Annotated in this window: 25 protein-coding genes and 1 tRNA gene; 23 read left to right on the plus strand and 3 right to left on the minus strand. The window is 45.5% G+C overall.

The features are described 5' to 3' along the window. Nucleotides 1–7 precede the first annotated feature (7 nt). Together thiL and HBAL_RS06900 are read left to right on the plus strand one after the other, a co-directional pair. Nucleotides 8–979 (plus strand): thiamine-phosphate kinase, encoded by a 972-nt coding sequence (thiL, locus tag HBAL_RS06895; protein WP_015827221.1) that lies wholly within the window; start codon nt 8–10, stop codon nt 977–979. Between the two features lie 109 nt (nt 980–1,088). After that, complete coding sequence (locus tag HBAL_RS06900; RefSeq protein ID WP_015827222.1) at nt 1,089–1,544, plus strand: hypothetical protein; 456 nt, start codon at nt 1,089–1,091, stop codon at nt 1,542–1,544. 42 nt (nt 1,545–1,586) lie between these two features. Here HBAL_RS06900 and HBAL_RS06905 read toward each other — a convergent pair whose 3' ends face one another. Next, nucleotides 1,587–2,054 carry an outer membrane protein assembly factor BamE gene (locus HBAL_RS06905; protein ID WP_015827223.1) on the minus strand — a complete coding sequence of 156 codons (468 nt, stop codon included), beginning with the start codon at nt 2,052–2,054 and terminating at the stop codon, nt 1,587–1,589. A gap of 69 nt (nt 2,055–2,123) precedes the next feature. Between HBAL_RS06905 and HBAL_RS06910 the strand changes: the two genes are divergently transcribed. The 9 genes from HBAL_RS06910 to HBAL_RS06950 all read left to right on the plus strand — a co-directional run bounded on the left by HBAL_RS06910 (nt 2,124) and on the right by HBAL_RS06950 (nt 9,352). Continuing rightward, nucleotides 2,124–2,684 (plus strand): ubiquinol-cytochrome C chaperone family protein, encoded by a 561-nt coding sequence (locus HBAL_RS06910; RefSeq protein WP_015827224.1) that lies wholly within the window; start codon nt 2,124–2,126, stop codon nt 2,682–2,684. A gap of 55 nt (nt 2,685–2,739) precedes the next feature. Continuing rightward, nucleotides 2,740–3,807, plus strand: coding sequence for a phosphate acyltransferase PlsX (gene plsX / locus HBAL_RS06915; protein WP_015827225.1), 1,068 nt, complete (start codon nt 2,740–2,742; stop codon nt 3,805–3,807). A gap of 3 nt (nt 3,808–3,810) precedes the next feature. Next, nucleotides 3,811–4,797: a beta-ketoacyl-ACP synthase III gene (locus HBAL_RS06920; protein ID WP_015827226.1), complete on the plus strand. Its 987-nt coding sequence runs from the start codon at nt 3,811–3,813 to the stop codon at nt 4,795–4,797. A gap of 104 nt (nt 4,798–4,901) precedes the next feature. Beyond that, nucleotides 4,902–5,213: an integration host factor subunit alpha gene (locus HBAL_RS06925; RefSeq protein WP_015827227.1), complete on the plus strand. Its 312-nt coding sequence runs from the start codon at nt 4,902–4,904 to the stop codon at nt 5,211–5,213. Beyond that, complete coding sequence (locus HBAL_RS06930; protein WP_015827228.1) at nt 5,213–5,788, plus strand: MerR family transcriptional regulator; 576 nt, start codon at nt 5,213–5,215, stop codon at nt 5,786–5,788. The genes HBAL_RS06925 and HBAL_RS06930 overlap by 1 nt, the downstream gene beginning before the upstream one ends. 163 nt (nt 5,789–5,951) lie before the next feature. Then, a tRNA-Pro gene (locus tag HBAL_RS06935) sits at nt 5,952–6,028 on the plus strand. 340 nt (nt 6,029–6,368) lie between these two features. After that, a complete protein-coding gene (locus HBAL_RS06940; protein ID WP_015827229.1) occupies nt 6,369–8,420 on the plus strand; it encodes an acyltransferase family protein in 2,052 nt (683 codons plus the stop codon). A 139-nt stretch (nt 8,421–8,559) separates the two neighbouring features. Then, nucleotides 8,560–9,177 (plus strand): DedA family protein, encoded by a 618-nt coding sequence (locus tag HBAL_RS06945; protein WP_041302095.1) that lies wholly within the window; start codon nt 8,560–8,562, stop codon nt 9,175–9,177. Further along, nucleotides 9,161–9,352, plus strand: a complete 192-nt coding sequence (locus tag HBAL_RS06950) for a hypothetical protein (RefSeq protein WP_015827231.1) — start codon at nt 9,161–9,163, stop codon at nt 9,350–9,352. The genes HBAL_RS06945 and HBAL_RS06950 overlap by 17 nt, the downstream gene beginning before the upstream one ends. A gap of 23 nt (nt 9,353–9,375) precedes the next feature. Here the strand turns inward: HBAL_RS06950 and erpA are convergent, their stop codons facing one another. Further along, nucleotides 9,376–9,705 (minus strand): iron-sulfur cluster insertion protein ErpA, encoded by a 330-nt coding sequence (gene erpA / locus HBAL_RS06955; RefSeq protein WP_015827232.1) that lies wholly within the window; start codon nt 9,703–9,705, stop codon nt 9,376–9,378. 121 nt (nt 9,706–9,826) lie between these two features. Between erpA and HBAL_RS06960 the strand changes: the two genes are divergently transcribed. The 8 genes from HBAL_RS06960 to tatC all read left to right on the plus strand — a co-directional run bounded on the left by HBAL_RS06960 (nt 9,827) and on the right by tatC (nt 16,640). Further along, nucleotides 9,827–11,017, plus strand: coding sequence for a deoxyguanosinetriphosphate triphosphohydrolase (locus tag HBAL_RS06960; RefSeq protein ID WP_015827233.1), 1,191 nt, complete (start codon nt 9,827–9,829; stop codon nt 11,015–11,017). A gap of 143 nt (nt 11,018–11,160) precedes the next feature. Then, nucleotides 11,161–12,096, plus strand: a complete 936-nt coding sequence (locus tag HBAL_RS06965; protein WP_015827234.1) for an SPOR domain-containing protein — start codon at nt 11,161–11,163, stop codon at nt 12,094–12,096. Then, a complete protein-coding gene (gene nagZ, locus HBAL_RS06970; RefSeq protein WP_015827235.1) occupies nt 12,093–13,169 on the plus strand; it encodes a beta-N-acetylhexosaminidase in 1,077 nt (358 codons plus the stop codon). Before HBAL_RS06965 ends, nagZ begins: the two co-directional genes overlap by 4 nt. Beyond that, a complete protein-coding gene (locus tag HBAL_RS06975; RefSeq protein WP_015827236.1) occupies nt 13,169–13,987 on the plus strand; it encodes a segregation and condensation protein A in 819 nt (272 codons plus the stop codon). Before nagZ ends, HBAL_RS06975 begins: the two co-directional genes overlap by 1 nt. A gap of 14 nt (nt 13,988–14,001) precedes the next feature. Further along, nucleotides 14,002–14,892, plus strand: coding sequence for an SMC-Scp complex subunit ScpB (scpB, locus tag HBAL_RS06980; RefSeq protein WP_149037380.1), 891 nt, complete (start codon nt 14,002–14,004; stop codon nt 14,890–14,892). Between the two features lie 120 nt (nt 14,893–15,012). Further along, nucleotides 15,013–15,258, plus strand: coding sequence for a twin-arginine translocase TatA/TatE family subunit (gene tatA, locus HBAL_RS06985; protein ID WP_015827238.1), 246 nt, complete (start codon nt 15,013–15,015; stop codon nt 15,256–15,258). Between the two features lie 84 nt (nt 15,259–15,342). Beyond that, nucleotides 15,343–15,822, plus strand: coding sequence for a Sec-independent protein translocase protein TatB (gene tatB, locus HBAL_RS16290; RefSeq protein WP_015827239.1), 480 nt, complete (start codon nt 15,343–15,345; stop codon nt 15,820–15,822). After that, complete coding sequence (tatC, locus tag HBAL_RS06995) at nt 15,819–16,640, plus strand: twin-arginine translocase subunit TatC (RefSeq protein ID WP_015827240.1); 822 nt, start codon at nt 15,819–15,821, stop codon at nt 16,638–16,640. Before tatB ends, tatC begins: the two co-directional genes overlap by 4 nt. A gap of 35 nt (nt 16,641–16,675) precedes the next feature. Here the strand turns inward: tatC and HBAL_RS07000 are convergent, their stop codons facing one another. Next, nucleotides 16,676–17,152: a hypothetical protein gene (locus HBAL_RS07000; protein WP_015827241.1), complete on the minus strand. Its 477-nt coding sequence runs from the start codon at nt 17,150–17,152 to the stop codon at nt 16,676–16,678. Nucleotides 17,153–17,365: 213 nt separating this feature from the next. On the opposite strand from HBAL_RS07000, the gene serS reads away from it, so the two are divergent. From serS to HBAL_RS07020, 4 genes are read left to right on the plus strand one after another with little or no spacing between them, the layout of a single operon-like run. After that, nucleotides 17,366–18,679: a serine--tRNA ligase gene (gene serS, locus HBAL_RS07005; RefSeq protein WP_015827242.1), complete on the plus strand. Its 1,314-nt coding sequence runs from the start codon at nt 17,366–17,368 to the stop codon at nt 18,677–18,679. Then, nucleotides 18,679–19,446: a 5'/3'-nucleotidase SurE gene (surE, locus tag HBAL_RS07010; protein WP_015827243.1), complete on the plus strand. Its 768-nt coding sequence runs from the start codon at nt 18,679–18,681 to the stop codon at nt 19,444–19,446. Before serS ends, surE begins: the two co-directional genes overlap by 1 nt. 23 nt (nt 19,447–19,469) lie before the next feature. Beyond that, the gene (locus HBAL_RS07015) at nt 19,470–20,108 is read left to right on the plus strand and encodes a protein-L-isoaspartate(D-aspartate) O-methyltransferase (RefSeq protein ID WP_149037497.1); all 639 of its coding nucleotides are present in this window, start codon (nt 19,470–19,472) and stop codon (nt 20,106–20,108) included. 42 nt (nt 20,109–20,150) lie between these two features. Next, nucleotides 20,151–22,013: a LysM peptidoglycan-binding domain-containing M23 family metallopeptidase gene (locus tag HBAL_RS07020; protein WP_015827245.1), complete on the plus strand. Its 1,863-nt coding sequence runs from the start codon at nt 20,151–20,153 to the stop codon at nt 22,011–22,013. Nucleotides 22,014–22,160: the final 147 nt, after the last annotated feature.

The following is a 22,160-nucleotide window of genomic DNA, read 5'->3' on the forward strand; positions in this document are numbered from 1 at the left end:
GCGAGGCATGAATGAGTTTGATCTGATCAAGACTTATTTCGCGCCTTTAGCAATATCTCCAGATGCTTTCGGTTTGAAAGATGATGTTGCAGCCTTAAACCCACCTGCTGGGCGTCAACTTATTATCACGACCGATACTTTAGTTGAGAGCGTGCATTTTTTAAGTGAAGATCCGCTTGAAACAGTTGCGCAAAAACTCCTGCGCGTGAATATTTCTGATGTCCTCGCCAAAGGCGGAACGCCCTGGGCGGCGGTGTTATCTTTAACTTGGCCTAGTGGGCGTGATGTCCGTCAACTCAGTTCATTTGCGGACGGACTGAAAGCGGATTTAGAGCATTGGGGTATCTCGCTCATGGGCGGTGATACAACATCCACTTCAGGCCCATTGACGCTTGGACTCACTTTACTCGCACACTGCCCTCAAACTGGCCCTATATTGCGGTCAGGCGGCAAACAGGGCGATGATATATGGGTGACAGGCTCTATAGGTGATGGCTATTTAGGGCTGAAAGCAGCTATGGGTGAATTATCTCTGAGCCGCCCTGAAGATGTGGCTTTGTTGGCGTGGCGCTATCGCGTGCCAGAGATTCCAGACAGTGCCATTGCCGAGTTGATATCGGAAGTTGCTCATGCCAGTGCGGATGTGTCTGATGGGCTTGTGGCGGATATTAATCACATTGCAAAAGCCTCGAATCTTCAAGCAATTATCAACTTGGATGAAGTCCCTTTTAGTAGTGCAGCTAAATTATGTTTAGCTGAAAAAAAGGTCTCAAGGTTGGAGCTCGTAACGAAAGGCGATGACTATCAGTCTGTGTTTACAGCTCCACCTGAAGCCAAGGCAGTCATTTTGCGGGCTAGTTTGCAATATGGTTTGGAAATAACCAAGATTGGAACAATGCAAACTGGCCAAGGCGTGTCGTTACAACGACCAAATGGAACAATGATTCCCATAAAAAGTGACGGTTGGAAGCATTTTTAAGGGTAAACTCAAATCCTGATAGAGTTTTAAATCACTAAAATAATACGAAGTCCTAACGGAGTTGAAACCTCTTTGGGTTAGGCTTGTCATAGTAATTCAGGAGAATTCTATGTCTTTTTCAATGCGCGCCATTTCAAAAACATTCGCATTTTGTGCAATTGGGTTAGCCATTTCCACGACCGGATTTAGTGGTGCAGCTTATGCTGCTGGCGATAGTGCCAATAAAAAAGAAGAGAAAGAAATCAATCGCTCAGTTGAACTGAATGCGATGGTTTTTCCTGTGTTTGATAAAGATCGTGTGTTGGTAAATTACTTATACGTGAATGCACGTATGCTCGTTGCGGATGGCAAGGGAATATGGGATTTTCGTGAAAAGGCGCATATCGTACGCGACGTTGTTCTGCGCGCGGCGCATCGTCAAAGTGTCCACCTTGAAGGAAATTACACGCGCATTGATGAAGAAAAAGCTGAAAAGCTCTTTGTCGAAACCGTAAATCGTGAATTGGGCGAAGAGGCTTTCTCTTCGATTACATTCCTTCAAGTTGCTAGCCAAGAATTAGGCTAGCAGCTTTGATATAAATTGGGTTTGCGTATGGTCCGGGTTTTATTATTGCCCGGGGCCGCGATTAAGGTCATCACCAATACCTGATGGTAGACCTGCGCCAATCGTGCCAAATAATTGCTCAAGAATTCCAAGCTGGCGCCCACGTGTAGGGGTTTCGCGAGAGACATAGTCTATCACTTCGCCTGCCTCTAGGTCGTATGTGAGAACATCAACGACCTGATCTGAATCATCAAATTGAATAGCCACAATGTTACGCTTCACAACCTTTGGGCGGTGGTAAGTTAGCTGCTCTCGTGTTGCAGACATGTAGACCCAAAGGTTATCGTCGAATATACTTGTTGTTGACGGCGAGCCCAAACGGGCAATAACAGTCGAACGTGTATCAACTGAAGGTTCAATTTCAGCAGGGCGGACTTGATCGGGCAAATAGCCGTGGAAATTACGTGATGCCTGACAAGCATTTAACGCAAGAACTGCGACACAGGCTGTAAAAATCTTAAACTTGACCATATGAGGACTCCAACTCGTCAAAGCGTTGGTAGCTGTTGTAGGTATTGTTTGGCAAGCGGAGTAAAGCAAATGGGACTGCTGAAAAGTATATTTCTTAGAAAAAAAAGCTCAAAACACATTCCAGAAGCCCTTCATATGGCGATTATGGAACATTCCCTCCAACCAAGTTTCTTTGGTGAGGGTAAAGTGGATGACACGTTTTCGGGACGGTTTGAGGTCGTTTGTCTTCATTCGGCCTTGGTTTTACGCCGGCTTAGGGAATTTGGTGATGCTGGAAATGATCTGGCTCAAGATACTTTCAACGAATTGTTTTCTGGTTTTGACGATGCCCTGCGCGAGATTGGAACTGGGGATTTGAAGGTCGGCAAAAAGGTCCGCGTTATCGGCGAATCATTTTACGGACGCGCAAAAGCTTATGATGATGCTTTGAACGCTGGTTCATCGGATGCTTTAAAGGACGCAATCACTAGAAATATCAATTTAGATGCAGGGTTTGCTCAAGTGCTCACCAGATATATTGGAGAGGCGGCAGCAAGTTTTGATAATCAAAAAGAGGAAAGCTTGTTGAGCGGTAAAATCGAGTGGCCGAAGGTTGAAGAAGTCGCCGAATGGCATTCAAAGACTAGCTAACTTGATTATACGTGATAATAGGGCTGGTATAAAGTTAGTAAAACGGACGAAATGAATGACTGAAACTCAAGTCATTTCTATCGATGGAATGGGCGGCGATGACGGCGCGCAAATGGTCATCGCTGGAATTGAGCGCTTCGCGAAATCTAATCTGGATACACGCTTTTTAGTTTTCGGAGATGAGTCAGTTCTGAAGCCTCTTCTGGATGCTACGCAACACGCGAAATCCAGATCGGAAATCAGGCATACAGATAAAAGTGTTTCCATGGAAGCTAAACCCGCGCAAGCTGTGCGTCAGGGTAAAGGTACATCTATGTGGGGCGCGATTGAAGCCGTTAAAAAGGGAGAGGCTTCGGCTGTTGTTTCAGCTGGAAATACAGGCGCATTAATGGCGATGGCAAAGCTGATCCTGCGTACGATGGAAGGTATTCATCGTCCGGCGTTATGTGCTAGCTGGCCAACTGAACGTGGCTTAATCGCCGTGTTGGATCTTGGGGCTGATATCACCGCAGACGCAGAACAATTGGCTGAGTTTGCTATTATGGGAGATGCTTTCGCAAAAGCAGTTCATCATAAAAAAGAACCAAGTGTTGCGCTGCTAAATATTGGGTCTGAAGACATGAAGGGCAATGACACATTGCGTTATGCCGCTTCGATGCTGAACGAACCTGAAATGACACTAAATTATATTGGTTTTGTTGAAGGCAATGACATTTCTTTTGGTAAAGCCGACGTCATTGTGACTGATGGGTTTACGGGCAATGTTGCTTTGAAAACGGCTGAAGGTGCAGTGAAGTTGATTGGGCAATTCCTAAGGGAATCGCTAACGTCTAGCCTATTTGGAAAAATAGGCGCTTTAATTGCCAAGCCAGCGCTAAACAGGTTGAAAGAAAAAATTGATCCAAGACAAGCCAATGGTGCTGTGTTTCTTGGGTTAAAAGGTATTGTTGTTAAAAGTCATGGCGGTACCGATGCATTCGGGTTTGAAAAAGCAATCAGTGTTGCTGCAGATATGGGTAGTTGCCATTTTGCTGAATTTATCGAACCAAGTCTTGCACGATTGAAGATGGTCGTGGAAGAGAATGAAAAGAAAAATTTGAGTGAGACTGAGGCGGCAGAGTAGACATTGACCACATTCCAATCTGAGTATCGTTCTGTTGTTACAGGTATAGGCGGTTATTTGCCGGAACGCGTTTTGACAAATGAAGATTTGTCAAAAATGGTAGATACTGATGATCAGTGGATCACCGAACGTACAGGTATAAAATCGCGCCACATCGCTGCGGATGATCAACTTACGTCTGATCTGGGTGTACATGCTGCACATGCTGCTATGAAAGATGCTGGCGTAAGTGTTGATGATATTGATCTAATCATTTGTGCGACAGCGACACCTGATAAAACTTTCCCAGCGACTGCAGCAATTATCCAAGCAAAACTTGGGGTTACAAACGGCGCCGCATTTGATGTTCAGGCAGTGTGCTCTGGTTTTGTGTTCGCGATGGCAACTGCAGACAATTATCTGGCGCGTGGTCAATTTAAACGCGCTCTTGTTATCGGTGCAGAAACTTTTTCCCGCATTATTGATTGGTCTGATCGCGGAACATGCGTTTTGTTTGGCGATGGCGCAGGTGCGGTTGTGCTGGAGCGACAAGACCCTGATGAAGCTGGAGAAAGTGGTGTGTTAGGCGCTCATTTGCGTACTGATGGTCGCTATGTTGATTTGCTTCATGTTGATGGTGGGCCATCTTCAACGCAGACAGTTGGGCATTTGCGGATGGTCGGAAACCAAGTGTTCAAACATGCGGTGAATAAGATTTCCGAATCGGTGCGTCAGGTCGTAGAAGATACTGATATCGGACTGGAAAACATTGATTGGATTGTGCCCCATCAAGCAAACCAGAGAATTCTTTCTGCCGTTGCGAGAAATCTAGGGATTGAAGAAAATCGAATCGTATCTACTGTAGACAGACACGGAAATACTTCTGCTGCATCTGTGCCGCTTGCGTTGAGTGAGTTGAACAGATCTGGCAAGCTTAACAAGGGAGATTTAGTGCTGATCGAGGCGATCGGTGGTGGACTCTCATGGGGCGCTGCACTGTTTCGACTTTAATTAATGAATAGTAAATAAATGTAATCATTCATTTTTTATTATGAACACTCTTAACAAAGTCAGCAATCCGCGTTATGCTTAGTTATTAAATGGGAGCTGCTGGCGTGACTGAAAAAACTATTACTCGCGCGGATATCGTTGACAAGCTGGTGTCGGAGGTTGGCCTCACCAGACAAGATTCTAGTGATTATCTCGAGAGAGTGCTCGAGATGGTTTGTGAAGAATTAGTCGCGGATAACTCCGTAAAACTAGCACGTTTCGGAAATTTTGTCGTAAGGCGCAAAAATGCGCGTGTCGGGCGTAATCCTAAAACAGGAAAAGAAGCCCCCATCACCGCGCGCCGCGTTGTCACATTTAAACCGTCGCCTCTGATGCGTCGTCGTGTGGAAGCTGCGCTTGCTTCTAAGGAAAAATAATGAACGCCACTGCAGCTAAGATTGTCCATGACGATCTAGAAATCGCATACGCATCTCAAGAAACCAAAGCGAAATTATCTAACGAAGTTACATCTGGCCGCCGCAAAGTACGCGGCTATAAATCAGCCGAGGCTTTCCGCTCAATTGGTGAAGCAGCTAAAGAGCTCGGGTTGAAAACGCATGTACTACGTTTCTGGGAGACAAAATTTCCACAGATAACACCGATGAAGCGAGCTGATAAACGACGTTTCTATCGCCCAGAGGATATGCTGACTATTCGTGCTATTCAGATTCTGTTGCACGAGCGTGGTATGACAATTAAAGGCGCGCAGCGTTATCTTGCCTCTACACCGGTTGAAACACTTCTAAGTGAAGAGAGCCTTAACATGACTCCTGTGACTGCCGGAAAATCTGTTCGTGACCTTCAAGATGTTGTGCGGAACGCAGTTGAGGGCGGTGCATTTAAAGCTGCTATTAAAGAACATAGCAATGTTCCCCGTGAGAGACTTGATCGTCTGCTTGAAGATCTAACAGGGCTTAAATCGCGTTTGGATGAAGTGCGTAAAACGTCCTAGATATTTGGATATTCATTTATTGAAAGCCTTGTGTTCTGTAATGAGAAATCAAGGCTTTTTTTATTGGAATAGTCCAAATTTGATCCATTATAAAACACGAAAACACGACTATTGCTAATTGCCAGTTAGGCCTCTCTGACTTATAAGACCCATCTTGATTTGTCGGGGCGTGGCGCAGTCCGGTAGCGCACTCGCCTGGGGGGCGAGGGGTCGCAGGTTCAAGTCCTGCCGTCCCGACCAATCAATTTGCAACCGTGCATACATGATAAGCATTCTTGAAATATGATGCTTTTATATCCCAGCTTACATCTCATTTATATCGCATGTGTAATCACTTCGACCTAGCACTGGTTTTGGTCTGAAGTTTGCTTCAGTCAATTCAGTGGAAAGCTAGTCATACTGATCTGTTTTCGAGCAGACATTGGTTTTCAAATGAAATAACGGTTTTGTAATTTGGAATTCCTTCTCTTTTGGGTGAAGGGTTTTTCTTGCGAAAAAATCTTTATTTTCTATTTGTTACAGCTGATTGTTAATGTAATGAGTTAGCTTTGTGGTGAAGGTCTTGAGGGCTAAATACTAAATGATGAAGTCCCCTAACGGCCTCATAGAGCTTGAAAAGCCAGGTTATGAACCGTCGCTTGATGGTTTGCGAGCAATTGCGGTCATGGCTGTGCTTTTATATCATCTCGGTGCAACTGGCCTGCATGGTGGGTTTATTGGGGTCGATGTCTTTTATATTATCAGTGGTTTTCTGATAACCAGAATATTATTGTCTCAATTTGAACAAGCCAAATTTGATTATACAGAATTTTTGGTTCGCAGATGCCGTAGATTACTGCCTGCGCTTTTCCTGACGATTGTGTTGACGCTCATTGGGGCTTTTCTTGTGATGAGCCCCAAGCATTTTTCTGAAACCGCTGAATCCGCTGTGTATTCGTCAGTGTCTTTGGCGAACTGGTATTTTTGGATCGACAGTAGTTATTTTTCTGCTGGAAAACACGTTAGGCCATTATTGCATACATGGTCACTAGGCGTTGAAGTTCAGTTCTATTTGGCTTGGCCATTGGTGATGGCTCTGGTCTCGTGGATTTTCTATTATAGTCGATGGACTGCGTTCTTTGTAATGGTGTTTATCGGAGCTGTTAGTTTTTTCGCTTCTGTCTATGTTCAGGACGGCTATCCAAGTGCAGCTTTCTATTTGAGTATTTTTAGGGTTTGGCAGTTCGCGGCCGGAGGGTGCATTGCCATATTGCTTTTATTGCCCGGAAAAAATGGCGACATTTTCATTTCGGAGAAGCTGCATTGGCTATTTTTTGTTGGTGGTATTGTGCTGCTGGGCATGTCAATGTTCCTGCTGTCCTCGGATAATTACAATGCTATTCGGGCCGTTTTACCAACGATAGCAACATGTGCTCTGCTTATCGGTATTCGCACGTCTGCATCACGTGTATTATTGGGAAGTCGACCTTTGGTAAGACTTGGTCAGACATCGTATTCTTTGTATTTGATACATTGGCCGCTCATAATTCTATACAGATATTGGGCATTTCGTCCCTTAAATGCGTGGGAAATGATTATTCTCGCAGGTGTCTCCATGCTGCTGGCTGAGTTAATGTATCGACTGGTCGAAGAACGTTTTCGTTTACCTTGGGCGGGGAATCAGAAAGGCGAGGTGCGCTTAGTTGGTTTTGTCGTCTCAAGTATTGTCATGGCAATCGGGTTTTCTGGAAGCTTGATAGCATATCAGAATGGTTGGAATTGGCGCTTGTCCGAAGCGAGGCAAGAAGCGAATCTTGAAACTCATCTATCAATACATTGTGGTGCAAATTTTAAATCTCTGGCCGAGACTGCATGTGCTTTTGGTCAACCTAAAAAAGATCCAGACATTGTTGTTATTGGTGATAGCCATGCGTTGGAGTTTGCAAAAGGGTTTGAGGCTTTGGTTCAAGCCGATGATCTGAGCGCAGTTTTAGTCAGACAATATGGTGTTTTGCCTTTCAAAGGGGTGACAACTTATGGAGGCGAATGGAAGGTTGGTGATTTTGAAGAAAACCTTACCAGAGTTGCTGACGTGCCTTCTCAGATTGTCGTAATTCATGCTCGGTTTGCGCAATATTGGTGGGGGATTGATGCTGAGGGTGAGCCTCCAACACGTATTGGTTTTCAAGATGGCTCACCTGACGGTATTGAGCCTTCTCAGCATGCATTTAGAGTGGGGCTAGATAATACTTTGGCGCACTTTAAAAATGCTGGCAGTAAGCTTGTCGTTATTGGTGCTATTCCCTATCCAGGGTTGGATTCTAGTCAATGTATTGTGCGTCCTAGTTACCTAATTAGTGAAGACCATTCGGAAAAATCCTGTGAGGGTTTGACGCGAATGGAATCTAAAGAGCGTGCAAGCGCTGTAAATCGTGTTTTGAAAAAACGTGTTGAACAAGAAGGCCACTTGTTTATTGACCCGACATCTGTGTTCTGTCCAGAAACTCAATCAACCTGTTTGCGCATGTTTGATGGCAAAGTGATTTATCATGATAGCAATCACCTAAATGGCGTTGGTGCTAGTATTTTAGCTGATTATGTGTGGGCAATGATCAAGCAGAATTTTGGCGAACCTTTCATGGCGAGCATGTAAATATTCAAATAAACGGAATAATCTTTAACTAAATTGAGCAGTCTTTATAAAAAGAGCCATTCGTTGAAATGAGATTTTCTGTTGCTCCACTGCGCTTCAGATGCAATCAGTCTCATCAATTGTTATAGTGGCTGGTGTGATGTTAGATTCTTTACTTTCATTTTTCGAAGCTTATCCTTGGGGCATTTATGCTTGCTTCTTGATATTGCCATTTATTCAAGAGGATGCAGCTGTTATTGGCTCTGCTGCAGCTGCTGTTACAGGACTGGGGGAACCGTGGTTTCTTGGTGCAGCGATAATCACTGGTCTAACTTTTAGTGATTTATGGAAATATTGGGCAGGTCGGGCTGCGGTTTCGCATAAATGGGCAAAAAAATATGCTGATAAACCGACGGTAAAAAAGGCGCGAGATGGTGTGGTAAACCATTTGGCATCCAGTCTTATGATTGTGCGGTTCATACCTGGAACACGTATTCCTTTTTATGTTGCTTCAGGTTTTTTTCACGCACCATTTCCAAAATTTGCCTTTTTCATCATTTTTTCTGGCGCGATGTATATCAGTATAACATTCGTATTTTTTTACATTTTTGGCGAGTTGGCAGGTGAAGATCAAGCTCATAAATGGTTGCCAGTCATTGCTATAGCATTGGTGTCAGTATTAGTGATTATTCAGGTCGTGAGACGCAAACTGGCTCGGGAAAAGGCGATGGATGTGCAACCTTTTAACAAGAGTGAAGGCGATGAACCAGCCGAATAAATTCCAATTTGACCCTGTTCAAGAAGGATTTGTTGGTGTCGCGATGGGCGCCCTTCTAGGTTTTATGCTGTTTCTATTTAATATAATCAGCCCGCCAGCCATACTAGGGGTCGCAGCTGGCGTTGGGATTGGAAGTTGGTTGAACGCACGACGACGTAAAAATCAGGATAAGTAGTGATGTTATTGAAACGGTCAGCCTTAGACTGAAAAACTGGTGCCGCACCCACAAGATGCCGTTGCATTGGGGTTGTTTATTTTAAATGACGAACCGATAAGTTCATTTACGAAATCTATTTCACATCCTTCAAGGAATGGGATGCTCGTTTCATCAATAACGACTTTGGCATCATCGCGTTCGAATACGATATCATCTTCATTTGTTTCATTTGCAAAATCGAAAGTGTATGAAAAACCTGAACATCCACCGCCAAGTACGCCTATACGGAGCATGGACGCATTTCCATTATCCTTTAGGATAAATTTAATGCGATCGGCAGCTGAAGCAGTAATGGTGACTTTATCTTGCATAATTGTAACTAAACCCAATCAATAAACTTGGCGTTATTAATCTTATGATTATAAACCGCCACTTATGAGATATGTAATATCAGCGGGTCGAAATTAAAAGCTTTTCTGGAAATCAAACTTAATGGTTGAAACATTTGTACCCCCCCAGCGTTCCATATATGCAAGTGATCCGCTGCAAACGCGTGGGCGTGCACATGAAGAAGCGCCTTCGGCGACGCGCACTTGTTTTCAGCGTGACAGAGATCGCATCATTCATTCGTCTGCATTTAGACGCTTAAAACAGAAGACGCAGGTTTTCGTGGCGCATGAAGGTGATTTTTACCGCACGCGTTTGACGCATTCGTTGGAGGTCGCGCAAATTGCACGTTCTGTCGCGCGAACTTTGGGCCTAGATGAGGATCTTGCTGAAGCTTTGGCCCTTTCCCATGATATTGGTCATCCACCTTTTGGGCATGCGGGAGAGGATGAACTTGATGCGTGTATGCAAGAATATAATGGCTTTGATCACAATGCCCAGACACTGCGTGTTGTGACGAAACTAGAAAAACGATATCCGACATTTGATGGCTTAAATCTGAGTTGGGAAACGCTTGAAGGTCTGGTTAAACACAATGGTCCTGTTCTAACTGATGGCAAATCTATAGACACGCTTCCTCAGGCTTTTTTGGATTATCCTCAACTAGAAAATCTCGAGCTTCACACTTTTGCAGGACCAGAAGCACAAGTCGCAGCGCTTGCAGACGATATTGCCTATAATAATCACGATATAGATGATGGAATTGCTGCTGGCCTATTTACAGTAGATGAGATTTGCGAAGTTCCCCTTGTTGGCGATGTGTTTAAAGGTGTTCGCAAAGAATATGCTTTTCTCGATGAGAAGCTGATAGTCGCTGAAGCTGTGCGGCGTTTAATCGGTATTTGGGTTGATGATCTTGTCAAAGAATCACGCCGGCGTTTGAAAAAGCACAACCCTCAAAGCGCGGAAGATATCAGAAATCTGGACGAGCCAGTTATTGCTTTCTCCAAACGTCTTGATGATAAGCAGCGTGTTTTGCGCGCATTCCTATATGAGCGGATGTATAAACACTTCAAAGTCAATCGTATGCGCTCACAGGCAAGGCGCATTTTGAAGGAATTGTTTGAGTTGTTTAATCGCGAACCAAACACATTGCCGCCCCCATGGAGGCAGGATGCAGAGCAGACGTCAGGCGATCGCCGTGCGAGAATAGTTTGTGATTATATTGCAGGCATGACCGATAATTATGCGATTGAAGAACACAGGCGGTTGTTTAACCTAGATTCAATGATCTGATCTTTGCCAAGTCGGAGAAGAATTTATTTGATCTGGTTTAGGTCGCATAAACCATATTTGCTTAAACTGGATATTAAAGATTGAAATTTTGACCGATTGGAAAAGCGACGCGTCAAAAAAACGTATCCTTGCAGGCATTTGAAATGACAGACCGTAGACCCAACCAAACAAAGAATGATAATATGGCATTTGCCGTTTTGCCTGACGAAAACGGTGGCTATGAGATGCCGAACGAGAATAATCGTGGCCCACTGATATTGGCCATGACGTTAGGGGTGATAGCTGTTTTTGGTGTCGTGGTTTGGAACGCCTATAAACAGGGTGTACGCCATTCCGATAGCACAGCATTGCCGCAGATTGCATCTGAAGGTGCTTTTAAAATGCGTCCTTTAGATCCTGGCGGAAATGCAGATAGAAATACAGATATTAGGGTGCTTGATCAGGTCGGTGGAGATGCCCGTGCCGAAACAGATATTGCAGAAATGTCTGTGCGTGAAGAACCTGTTCCTGTTCTTGAGAATGTCGCCATTGATGCTAATCAGGCAAATGGGTTGGCTTCAAAATCTATTTCTCCAAGCATGCCCGAGGTAAGACGTGCGCAGCCTCAGACGCGTCAACTTGGTGAAAGCGGAAAACCTGTTGATTTGCGTCCTGGTTCAAAACCAGCTGGTTCAACCGTCATAACGGAAGAAATTAAACCTGCACCTGTCGTCAAGAAACCAGCTGAACCATCATCAGCCGATATAAATATCACGCCTATTCAGCAACCAAAACCACGTGTTGTTCCGCCTAAACCGGCAAGTGTCTCACATCAATTTGCGGTAGATGGCGGCTTTGTTGTGCAGCTGGCAGCGGTTAAAACCGTCGATGCAGTCGACGATGTTTGGAAAAATGCAGGAAAAAAAGCCCCAAATCTCTTTGAAAACGCACAGAGACACGTTCAGACCGTTGACCTTGGGCCCAAGGGGGTGTGGCATCGTGTACAAGCCGGCAGCTTTGATTCTCGTGCAGATGCGAATGTCTTCTGTAAAGCCTTCAAAGCGAGCGGGGGAGATTGTATTGTTGCAGAGAAAAAATGAGCGCACCCAAAGCATGCATTCTGAGTGTTTCCGGACCTGAACTTCTGGATGAAGAAGCTATCTTTTTAGCACAGCATAACCCGTGGGGAATTATTCTCATGGGTCGCTCTGTTAAATCAAGAAAGCAAGTACGTGCGCTTGTGGATGCAATTTGGTCTGCTCTGGGGCGGCCTTGTCTTGTTTTTATAGATCAGGAAGGCGGCAGAGTTCGCCGTATGCGCCCACCTGAGTGGCCGGAATTTCCTGCCGGTGAAGCATATGCAAGACTGTACCAAAAATCGCCTGAGCTGGGTAAAGAAGCTGCTTGGCTTGGTCACAGATTGATGGCCGCTGAACTTCAGCCTCTAGGTATATTTGCCGATTGTGCGCCAATTTTAGATTTATTGCATCATGATGCGCATGATATTGTTGGAGATCGTGCTTTTGGATCTTCGCCGCAACAAGTGGCTGAAATTGGCTCTGCTGCTATTAAAGGACTCATGGATGGCGGTGTTGCGAGCGTTATAAAACACATACCCGGACATGGCCGCGCGAAACAAGATAGTCATGAAGCACTTCCTGTTGTTGATGCCAGTGCCGAAGAATTAGAGAAAGATTTTGCGCCCTTCGCTGCATTAAGTGATGCCCCCATGGCAATGACTGCTCACATTGCGTATCAGGCATTTGACCCAGATGTTGCTGCAACAATCTCAACAAAAGTTATTCGAGATGTCATTCGTGGACGTATAGGTTTTGATGGTCTTTTAATGGGTGATGATCTTGGCATGAAAGCGCTTGGTGGCACTTTAGAAAGCCGTGCAAGAGCAAGTTTTGATGCTGGGTGCGATATCGCGCTTCATTGTGCTGGTTTTGAAAAAGACCCTGATGCTATTTTGATGCAGATGAGGCAAGTGGCTTCTGCCTGTCCGCGCTTAGTCGGGCGGTCAGAAGAAAGAGCGAAAATCGCCGAAGATGCAACATTGCACCGTCAGCCATTTGATATTGATGCAGGACGGCGACGCTTTGATGATTTGCTTGGGCAAATATCGCTTCACGAGGTCGGAGAAGATCCAACTGGTCGGGCGATGGCTTAATGCAGCTCGCTCAGGATCAACACTTGAGAGATGCTTCGCGCAAAGTAGAAGATGCAGCGCCAGAAGATGTTTTTACGGTCGATATTCATGGCTATGAAGGTCCACTGCATTTATTGTTAGAATTGTCCCGCCGTCAGAAAGTTGATTTGCTTCAAGTTTCTATTTTGCAATTGGCAGAACAATTTCTCGAATTTATCTTAGAAGCGAAGAGCCATCGCATAGAACTGGCTGCCGATTATCTACTTATGGCTTCGTGGTTAGCCTATCTGAAATCCAAACTTCTATTGCCCAAATTGGATGAAAAATCCGAATTAGAACCTGAAGCAGGTGCGATGGCGCGCCGATTATCATTTCGGATCGCTAGGCTAGAGGCTATGCGCAATGCATCCACTGAATTAAATGCGCTTAATATCACAGGGCGGGATGTTTTTGTGAGAGGTATGCCTGAGCGCGTTCGGATCAATAAAAAAGTCACTTACGATGCCAGCATTTATGATTTGATGAAGGCGTTTGGAAATATTCAATCTCGAAAAACCCGGGTGCGCTCACATATTGTTCGCCGACAACCCGTGCTCGCTTTGGAAAGCGCACGCAAATCGTTGAAAAAAATTGTGCCCCAACTAGACGACTGGGCAAGAATTCAAGGTCTGAGCGCGCCTAGTGGCGAACCCGATGAAACGCCTAGAAAATCTATAACAGCGAGCTATTTTGCTGCAGCCCTTGAGCTAACCCGTGACCGCGCAGTTGATATGAGGCAGGATGCCGCCTTGTCTGATGTGTATGTCAGGCGGGCACAAGCCGAGAATAAAGCTTCTTAAATTGCGGAACAGATATGACAGATAAATCAGATCCCGAAGAAATCCGCAAAGTTGTAGCGGCTCTGTCGCGTCAGCAAAAACAAAAGCCTCCAAAACAAAAAATGCCCATCGCTGAAAATACCGATGGCGATCAGGATGCCGATATTCCGATGGAAGTGGCTCATGCAATACTGGGAAATGATATCTACAAAGTGATCGAAAGGGATGGTGATGCCGAAAGTGATCATTCTGATCCAGTAGAAATCGGCATTGATGCGCTTCGACGTGCAGAGGCGATATTGTTTGCCACAACCATTCCTATTGCAGCAGGTGAATTAGTCGAAATGCTGCCTCCAGGAGTTGATGTCGCTGATATTCTCATGCAATTACAAAAAACCTATGCAGGGCGAGGCATCCAATTGATGGAGATTGCGGGGGGGTGGCGTTTTCAAACTGCGCCTGATCTCGCATTTTTGTTTGAAGAAACACGAGAAGAAGAAAAAAAGCTCTCAAAAGCTGCTATGGAGACCTTGTCTATCATCGCTTATTGTCAGCCGTGCACACGCGCTGAAATTGAGGATGTTCGCGGCGTGGCGGTGTCCAAAGGCACGCTGGATGTATTGCTGGAAATGGATTGGATCAAGCTACGCGGACGACGAAAAACGCCCGGGCGACCAGTCGTATATGGCACAACTAATGCCTTCCTTGAACATTTTGGAATTGATGGATTGGATTCTCTTCCCGGACGCGAGGAGATGAAAGCTGCTGGGTTATTATCTGCCAATATCCCCGATGATTTTGATATGCCGCGCCCTAGCGAGTCTGAAGCCGATGAAGATTTGCTTGAAATCATCGACTCAATTGAAGATGGTTTGACTGAACCAGCGGAATTTCATACAGATTTTTCCAAAGAAGATGATCAATAATCAACTCATTTGCTCAATAAAACAGAAATGTGTTCTGTGATTGTTTGCGGCGGGGGCTGATTTAAATTAGGTATTGGTCTAGGGAATACGACGAAGTTGCAGAATGTAGGAGTTTGAGCAATGTTTGGTCTTGGTGGAGCTGGTCCTTTCCAGTTGATAATTGTACTCGTAATAGCTCTGCTAGTGTTTGGTGGTCGAGGTAAAATCTCCTCAATCATGGGCGATCTTGCCAACGGCATGAAGAGTTTCCGTCAAGGTTTGAAGGATGATGAAGAGAGTAAGGAGCCTGCTCCAAAATCTCCCAAAGCGCTTGAAGACGGCGAAACAATAAACATCACGCCCAAAAAAGATAAAACAGAAGTTTAATATTGAGTGGCGATATCATTTGGCCGTAGTGCCGATGATCAGGGCAGGTGCTTTTTCTTGCTCGCCTATGGAGTAGTTGCGTAAATGATTCCGCAAATCGGCTTTTCGGAAATGTTGTTATTAGGCATTCTAGCGCTCGTAGTTGTCGGGCCGAAAGATTTGCCGTTGATGATGCGCAAGTTCGGACGCTTTACCGGTAAGCTTCGTATGATGGCATTTGAATTCAGACAGAGCTTTGATGAATTGGGACGTCAGGCCGAGCTAGATGAACTTCGTAAAGAAGTTGAGGCGCTCAAAAAAGAGTCCGGCCTTGATGACATGCAAAAAGAGTTTGAACAGACTGACGCTGACATTGCAAAAGATGCCGGTGAAGCTGTCAATAAAATGAAATCCGACTTTGAAAAGACCAATGCTGAAGCAGAAATAGCCCCACCAGAAAAAACCAAAACTGAGGCTATAGAATCTGAGGTCTCCGAAACTGATGCTTTAAAAGCTAAAAAAATCCTCGAAGATCAGTCGATTCAAACTGATTCAAAAAAGATCGGTGATAAAGCCACATCATGACCGATATTCAAACGAAAACTAGCAATTCAGGTCCAGAAGGGCATGAAGATGTGGAGGCGAGTAGAGCGCCTTTAATGGATCATCTTAAAGAGCTGCGTACCCGTTTGGTACGTGTTCTTATAGCAGTGGGTGTTTGTTCACTGATCGCATTTATTTTTGCACAGCACATGTTTGATTTCCTCATGTTGCCGTTTGACAAAGCAAAAGCCGAGTTTGGTGCCGCAAATGCCATTGACGGTGTTATCTTTACTGATGCTTTTGAGATTTTGTTCATCAAATTGCGATTGGCAATTCTTGCAGGGCTTGCTGTGGCGTTTCCATTTGTTGCTTGGCAAATTTACAGCTTTGTTGCTCCCGGATTATACAAATCCGAACGCCAAGCCATGTTGCCTTACATCACGATCACACCATTCCTATTCGTTGCAGGTGCAGCGCTTGTGTATTTCATGATCCTGCCATTTGTGATGCATTTTGCGTTTAATCAGGAATTTGAAGGCGTCACATTCTTGCCCAAAGCAAAACCCTATGTGGATTTGTCTATATCTTTGATCACAGCTTTTGGTTTGGCATTCCAAACACCGGTCATCATGTCATTGCTCGCACGTGCTGGTGTGGTGCAAGTGTCGACTTTGCGTGCAAGCCGTAAATACGCGATCTTTGGTATATTCCTCATCGCAATGTTCATGACACCGCCAGACCCATTCTCACAAATCGCATTGGCATTGCCTGTCTATCTCTTGTTTGAGCTGGGCATTATCGCAGCTGCTTTTGTCGAGAAGAAAAAAGACGAAGCTGAAGAAGAGCGCCTCAATATTTAGTGTGATTGACGCTCTTGTTCAGCAGGCTAGCTTGATCATTTGCTCAACACTGAACCAACGACCCCGCAGCCCAATTTCAGCAATTCCTTGCGGCGCATAAATGCAATCGCGATGGATCCCAACCACACACCAATAGCTGCAAAAAACAATCCGCCACCATCATTGTTTGGATCAATACCTAAAGGCGTGAACAGATGGAAACTGATCGCACCGGTCATCACCGCCACACCAATCAGCGCGCCCAAACCATGCATTGTTTTATAGCCAAGAAATAATCCTGCCAGAATCAATACGGATGCAACAAGTTCCGCGCTACCAATGACATATTGGCTAAACAGCCCCGTTTGCGAAAATATCCCGCCCCCACCAAATGTGTCAGCCCATGCATCCAGCTTACCAAAAATCACCTGCGTTTCAGGCGCATTCGTAAATTTGAAACGTAGTGAATCCAGAAAAATTACAGCGATATAGATAGATATCACCCAATGTCCATATTTCCTGATATAGTTCATCTGCCAGCCCCTTGATTGCTCATTTATGGCTATAAGACCCCATCTATCGCTCACTCACAATTCAATAGCGTGTGATTTGTATGTGAGCGTCTATTCCGATAAACAGATTGCTTCGCGAGTTTCGCCAATATGGCTGTTATTTCTTGCGAATAATGCTATTGCCTTCCCCATATAGAATATCCAGACGAGTTTACGCCTTTTAGGAGCCTTCCCATGCACGATATCCGCGCCATTCGCGACAATCCAGATGCCTATATAAATGGCTGGAACCGCCGCAAGTCGGGATTGGGCGATGTGGTCTCAGATATACTGGCATTAGACGAGCAATTGCGTGCAGCCGTTCAGCAAATCCAAGATGCCGAGCAAATTCGCAACAAATCATCTAAACTAATCGGTAAAGCCAAAGCCACAGGCAATGAAGATGAAGCCCAGCGCCTAATGGCTGAAGTCGCAGATGCCAAAGCCACAATGGAAAAAATCGGTGAAACCGAATCAGACGTGCGCGCCAAGCTAGATGCCATTCTGCTTGGCCTGCCAAATATCGTCTATGATGACGTGCCCGATGGCGAAGATGAAGACGACAATACTGAAGTGCGCGTCTGGGGCGAGCCAAATAAATTGGCTTTTACAGCGCAGGAACATGCCGATCTTGGTGAAAAGCTAAAAGACGAGAAGGGCTTTGCCCTGATGGATTTTGAAGCCGCCGCTAAAATCTCTGGTGCGCGCTTTGTGGCGCTGCGCGGCAAAATGGCTAAGCTTGAGCGCGCTTTAACGCAATTCATGCTTGATGTGCAGACAGATGAACATGGTTATCAAGAAGTGTCACCGCCATTTTTAGTACGTGATGACGCGCTTGTGGGTACAGGGCAATTGCCTAAGTTTGAAGAAGATTTGTTCAAAACGACAAATGACTTTTATACTATCCCAACAGCCGAAGTCCCAGTCACAAATCTCGTGCGCGAACAAATCTTAGCTGAAGATCAATTGCCAATCCGAATGACGGCGGCAACCCCATGTTTCCGCTCTGAAGCTGGTTCTGCTGGACGTGATACAAAAGGCATGATCCGGCTTCACCAATTCACGAAAGTGGAAATGGTATCCATCACCAAGCCAGAAGAATCTGACGCTGAATTAGAACGCATGACAGGCTGCGCAGAAGCGATTTTGCAAAAACTTGAATTGCCATACCGCGTGGTAAACCTATGTACAGGTGATATCGGCTTCGGTGCAAAGCGCACTTACGACATCGAAGTGTGGTTGCCGTCTCAAGATACTTACCGCGAGATTTCTTCTTGTTCGACATGTGGTGATTTCCAAGCGCGCCGTATGAATACACGCTTTAAGCCGGCACCAACTGAAGACAACAAAAAACCAAAAACACAATTTGTGCACACATTAAACGGCTCTGGCCTTGCTGTTGGTCGCACACTCGTGGCGGTCCTTGAAAACTATCAGCAAGAAGATGGCTCTATCAAAGTGCCAGCAGCACTTGTGCCTTATATGGGCGGTGTAGAGGTGATTAAATAATGCGTATTCTTGTTACAAATGACGATGGAATAGATGCACCGGGTCTTGTAGTCATGGAAGAGATTGCAAGGTCTATCTCTGATGATGTGTGGATGGTCGCCCCGCTGGTTGAGCAATCAGGGCAGGGCCGTGCTATCACTGTCTCTGAAGCTGTTCGCATTGATCAACGCGGAGAAAAGCGTTTCCGCATTGAAGGCACACCAACAGATTGTGTGGTTTTAGGCATAGAGCACATCCTAACTGATAAAAAACCAGATTTGATTCTATCAGGCGTCAATAACGGTCAAAATGTCGGTGAAGATACAACGCAATCTGGCACGATTGGTGCGGTTGTGCAGGGCATGCTCATGGGTGTTCCGGGCATTGCATTTTCCCAAACGAAGGGCTTTCGAAAAGGCAAATCTATGGCATGGGACACAGGGCGACATTTTGGCCCTAAAGTGGTCAAGCGCCTATTGGAAACTGGCTGGCCAAAATCCGTCGTGATGAATGTCAATTTTCCTGATTGTGAAATTGAAGATGTCAAAGGCACGGAAATCACATCACAAGGCTTGCGTGATTTTTCGATTGTGAATTCAGAAAAACGAACAGACCCGCGTGGCCGTGATTATTACTGGCTCTCACATGGTGGTCCCAAATCTGATCCTCCGGGTGGAACTGACCTGCGTTGCATCTATGAAGACAAGATCAGTATCTCTCCATTACATGTCGATTTAACGCATTATGCTTATCGTGATACGCTAATTGAGTCTTTTGGCGAATTATAAAAGGTCTTTGACCGTTGAGTGTAGTGGATCCATTTAGAGCTGCGCGGCTTGTTTTATTGCTGCGTCAAGCCGGTGTGCGGGACAATCGTGTGATGAGCGCGATTGAAAAAACGCCGCGCGCTGTTTTTGTGCCTCCCGAATATCGCGACATGGCTTATGACAATTTAAAAGTCCCAATTGCGTGCGGACAGGAACTTTCCCTCCCTGTTGTCGTCGGCCAAATGCTGCAAGCGCTGAATGTTCAGCCTGATCACGATGTTTTAGAAGTGGGAACCGGAGTTGGGTATCAAGCCGCGATTTTATCTTTGCTTGCAAAACGGGTTTACACCGTAGAGCGTTTTAGAACCCTGCATGAAAAAGCAGCCGAAACACTGTTATCTTTGGAGCTAGACAATATTCGCTTATTCCATGGCGATGGCATGGAAGGGCTGCAAGAACGTGCGCCATTTGATCGTATCATACTTACGGGTGCAATTAGTCGCCCGCCTTACACTTTGGCGCAACAGTTGAAATCCGAGGGCATATTGGTTGCGCCGGTAGAAAAAGACGGCTCACAACAGATAAATGTTTATAAAAGAGTCGGAAATCAAGTCGAAAAACTAACCACGTTAGGGGCTTCTAAGTTTTTACCCCTCATTATTGGCACTGCAAGAGAACTTTAATGCGGTGAGGGACGAACATTTTGTCTGTTTGTCAGTTAATAAATGAGTGAACAAAAACGGCTTTCTACCAGATCAGTCTTAACCATAAAGCTGGTTCTGGCATGTGTTCTAAGTATGTGTTGGTGCGCGCCGGCAATTGCACAGGCGCGGGAAACTGCACCCGTCGAATTTCGTTCAGCGGCTCGATATAGCGAATATAGAATTCCTGAAGGTGCAGATTATGCACCAGTGACACAAGGCTCCCCGCTTGGTCAGCCCGATACGCAATATTACGAAAAAGTTGCTCAGGCGCGTGAGCAAGCAGAGAGACAACGATTGGCCGCTGAGCAAGTAGCTCAACAACAAGCTCGGGCCAATGCGATAAACAATTCTCAGCCAGAAATTTATTCCCAAGCCGGATCAGCCCAACAAAAATATGTCACTCATCAAAGTACAGGTGTGTATCAACAGGGAATCGCACAGACTCGCTACCCACCCGTCACTTATGGCCAAGCGGGAACACAAATAGTCGACACAAACTCGTCATTAAACCAACAACAATTCGGCACCTCGGCAAATTACGCAAATTCTGGAATGCCGCAAACTATCCCCCATCTAGCCGTTGGTTCTCTTCCGGCAGCTGCTCCTATAGCAAATATTTATGCGACACCAATGGCTCCGCTTTCAGGAGGAGTTGCAGGTGGCGGAGCACTAATCGGCGCTGGTGTTGTTGATCATTCTTTCAAACAGCGTGAACTTTCTGGCGCAGGAGAAATGAGTTTCTCCAATGAAGATTTAATGGGAATGGATGAAGGTCGATATGATAATGCGGCGTCCATGCAATCATTATCGCATTCACAGCATCAACAAACTTTAGTAAGCAACACTTCTACGGCATCAGTTTATTCTCAGCCTTCAAATATATCAGCATATACAAATGCTTCCGTATCTGAATTGCCGGTTGGAGATAAGGTGGAAGTGCTAGCAGGAGATACATTATACAGTCTTTCGACGCGTTATCGGGTGGCTTTGCGGGCATTGGTTGAAACAAATGACCTGCAACCGCCATTTCGTCTGGAAGTTGGAAGTTTCGTGCATTTGCCGCCTCCAAATATACATGTCGTGGAAACAGGGGAGACTTTATACGCCATTTCACGACGTTATAATGTCGATACCCGCTCGCTCGCAAATATGAATGGATTGCCAAAGCCGTGGACCATTTATCCCGGCGATCAGATGATTTTACCAAGTTTAGCCAGAGATTCTTTTGCATCAGAATCAACAGCCATCGCATCAGCTAAAGCCCGCGATAAAATCTTGCGTGAATCAAAGGGAATTGCAGCTCCAATTGTAGGACAAACTGCAACAGCGTCTTCTCCTACCGCTGTTCAATTGGGGGGAGACCAACAAGCAGGTCCCGGCCTTGCTGTCGATTCGGCTAAATTAGCTGTGAAAAATGAAGCACTGGGCCGTTTTGACGAGTCGGCTCCAGTTTCTGCAATAAAAACAAGTGAAAAAATTGATTTACCCGGAGATGCAAAAGGTTTTGTATGGCCGGTGAATGGGAATATCATAAAAACTTACGGGCAAATGCCAAATGGTAAAATAAATGACGGCGTCAATATCGCCGCCCGTGCCGGATCAACAATAAAAGCGGCCTCTGATGGATATGTCGTCTATGCCGGCAGCGAATTACCAGGTTTCGGCCTCCTAATCCTCATAAACCACGGTAACGGCTGGGTCAGCGCCTACGCTCACGCTGAAGAATTGCTGGTGGAAGAAAATCAACCGATTCGACAAGGGCAGGCGATTGCAAAGGTTGGAGAAACTGGATCAGTTGATCGTCCCCAATTGCATTTTCAGTTGCGTCGAGGGAAGTCTCCGATAGATCCTGCGTCACATTTATTACCCAAACGGTCAATTTAACGCATCAACATGATAAACCAATGCGTATCAGCACATTGCATTGTTGTGACCTGACGATATAGTCCGCGGCTTGAATGCGTCTATCCACACTGGTGTCAGTTGGGTTGGCGCACGTTCGTTTCCAAACGGAAATGGCTAAGGAATAAT

The organism is Hirschia baltica ATCC 49814 (genome assembly GCF_000023785.1).
Classification (GTDB): Bacteria; Pseudomonadota; Alphaproteobacteria; order Caulobacterales; family Hyphomonadaceae; genus Hirschia; species Hirschia baltica.

Coding starts and splice junctions, on each gene's coding strand:
- HBAL_RS06940 (WP_015827229.1), top strand. CDS start 6,369: ATGATGAAGTCCCCTAACGGCCTCATAGAGCTTGAAAAGCCAGGTTAT.
- HBAL_RS06945 (WP_041302095.1), top strand. CDS start 8,560: ATGTTAGATTCTTTACTTTCATTTTTCGAAGCTTATCCTTGGGGCATT.
- HBAL_RS06905 (WP_015827223.1), bottom strand. CDS start 2,054: ATGGTCAAGTTTAAGATTTTTACAGCCTGTGTCGCAGTTCTTGCGTTA.
- HBAL_RS06910 (WP_015827224.1), top strand. CDS start 2,124: ATGGGACTGCTGAAAAGTATATTTCTTAGAAAAAAAAGCTCAAAACAC.
- thiL (WP_015827221.1), top strand. CDS start 8: ATGAATGAGTTTGATCTGATCAAGACTTATTTCGCGCCTTTAGCAATA.
- HBAL_RS06975 (WP_015827236.1), top strand. CDS start 13,169: ATGCAGCTCGCTCAGGATCAACACTTGAGAGATGCTTCGCGCAAAGTA.
- serS (WP_015827242.1), top strand. CDS start 17,366: ATGCACGATATCCGCGCCATTCGCGACAATCCAGATGCCTATATAAAT.
- erpA (WP_015827232.1), bottom strand. CDS start 9,705: ATGCAAGATAAAGTCACCATTACTGCTTCAGCTGCCGATCGCATTAAA.
- HBAL_RS06900 (WP_015827222.1), top strand. CDS start 1,089: ATGTCTTTTTCAATGCGCGCCATTTCAAAAACATTCGCATTTTGTGCA.
- surE (WP_015827243.1), top strand. CDS start 18,679: ATGCGTATTCTTGTTACAAATGACGATGGAATAGATGCACCGGGTCTT.
- HBAL_RS07020 (WP_015827245.1), top strand. CDS start 20,151: ATGAGTGAACAAAAACGGCTTTCTACCAGATCAGTCTTAACCATAAAG.
- HBAL_RS06930 (WP_015827228.1), top strand. CDS start 5,213: ATGAACGCCACTGCAGCTAAGATTGTCCATGACGATCTAGAAATCGCA.
- nagZ (WP_015827235.1), top strand. CDS start 12,093: ATGAGCGCACCCAAAGCATGCATTCTGAGTGTTTCCGGACCTGAACTT.
- HBAL_RS06950 (WP_015827231.1), top strand. CDS start 9,161: ATGAACCAGCCGAATAAATTCCAATTTGACCCTGTTCAAGAAGGATTT.
- HBAL_RS06965 (WP_015827234.1), top strand. CDS start 11,161: ATGACAGACCGTAGACCCAACCAAACAAAGAATGATAATATGGCATTT.
- plsX (WP_015827225.1), top strand. CDS start 2,740: ATGACTGAAACTCAAGTCATTTCTATCGATGGAATGGGCGGCGATGAC.
- scpB (WP_149037380.1), top strand. CDS start 14,002: ATGACAGATAAATCAGATCCCGAAGAAATCCGCAAAGTTGTAGCGGCT.
- tatA (WP_015827238.1), top strand. CDS start 15,013: ATGTTTGGTCTTGGTGGAGCTGGTCCTTTCCAGTTGATAATTGTACTC.
- tatC (WP_015827240.1), top strand. CDS start 15,819: ATGACCGATATTCAAACGAAAACTAGCAATTCAGGTCCAGAAGGGCAT.
- tatB (WP_015827239.1), top strand. CDS start 15,343: ATGATTCCGCAAATCGGCTTTTCGGAAATGTTGTTATTAGGCATTCTA.
- HBAL_RS06960 (WP_015827233.1), top strand. CDS start 9,827: ATGGTTGAAACATTTGTACCCCCCCAGCGTTCCATATATGCAAGTGAT.
- HBAL_RS07000 (WP_015827241.1), bottom strand. CDS start 17,152: ATGAACTATATCAGGAAATATGGACATTGGGTGATATCTATCTATATC.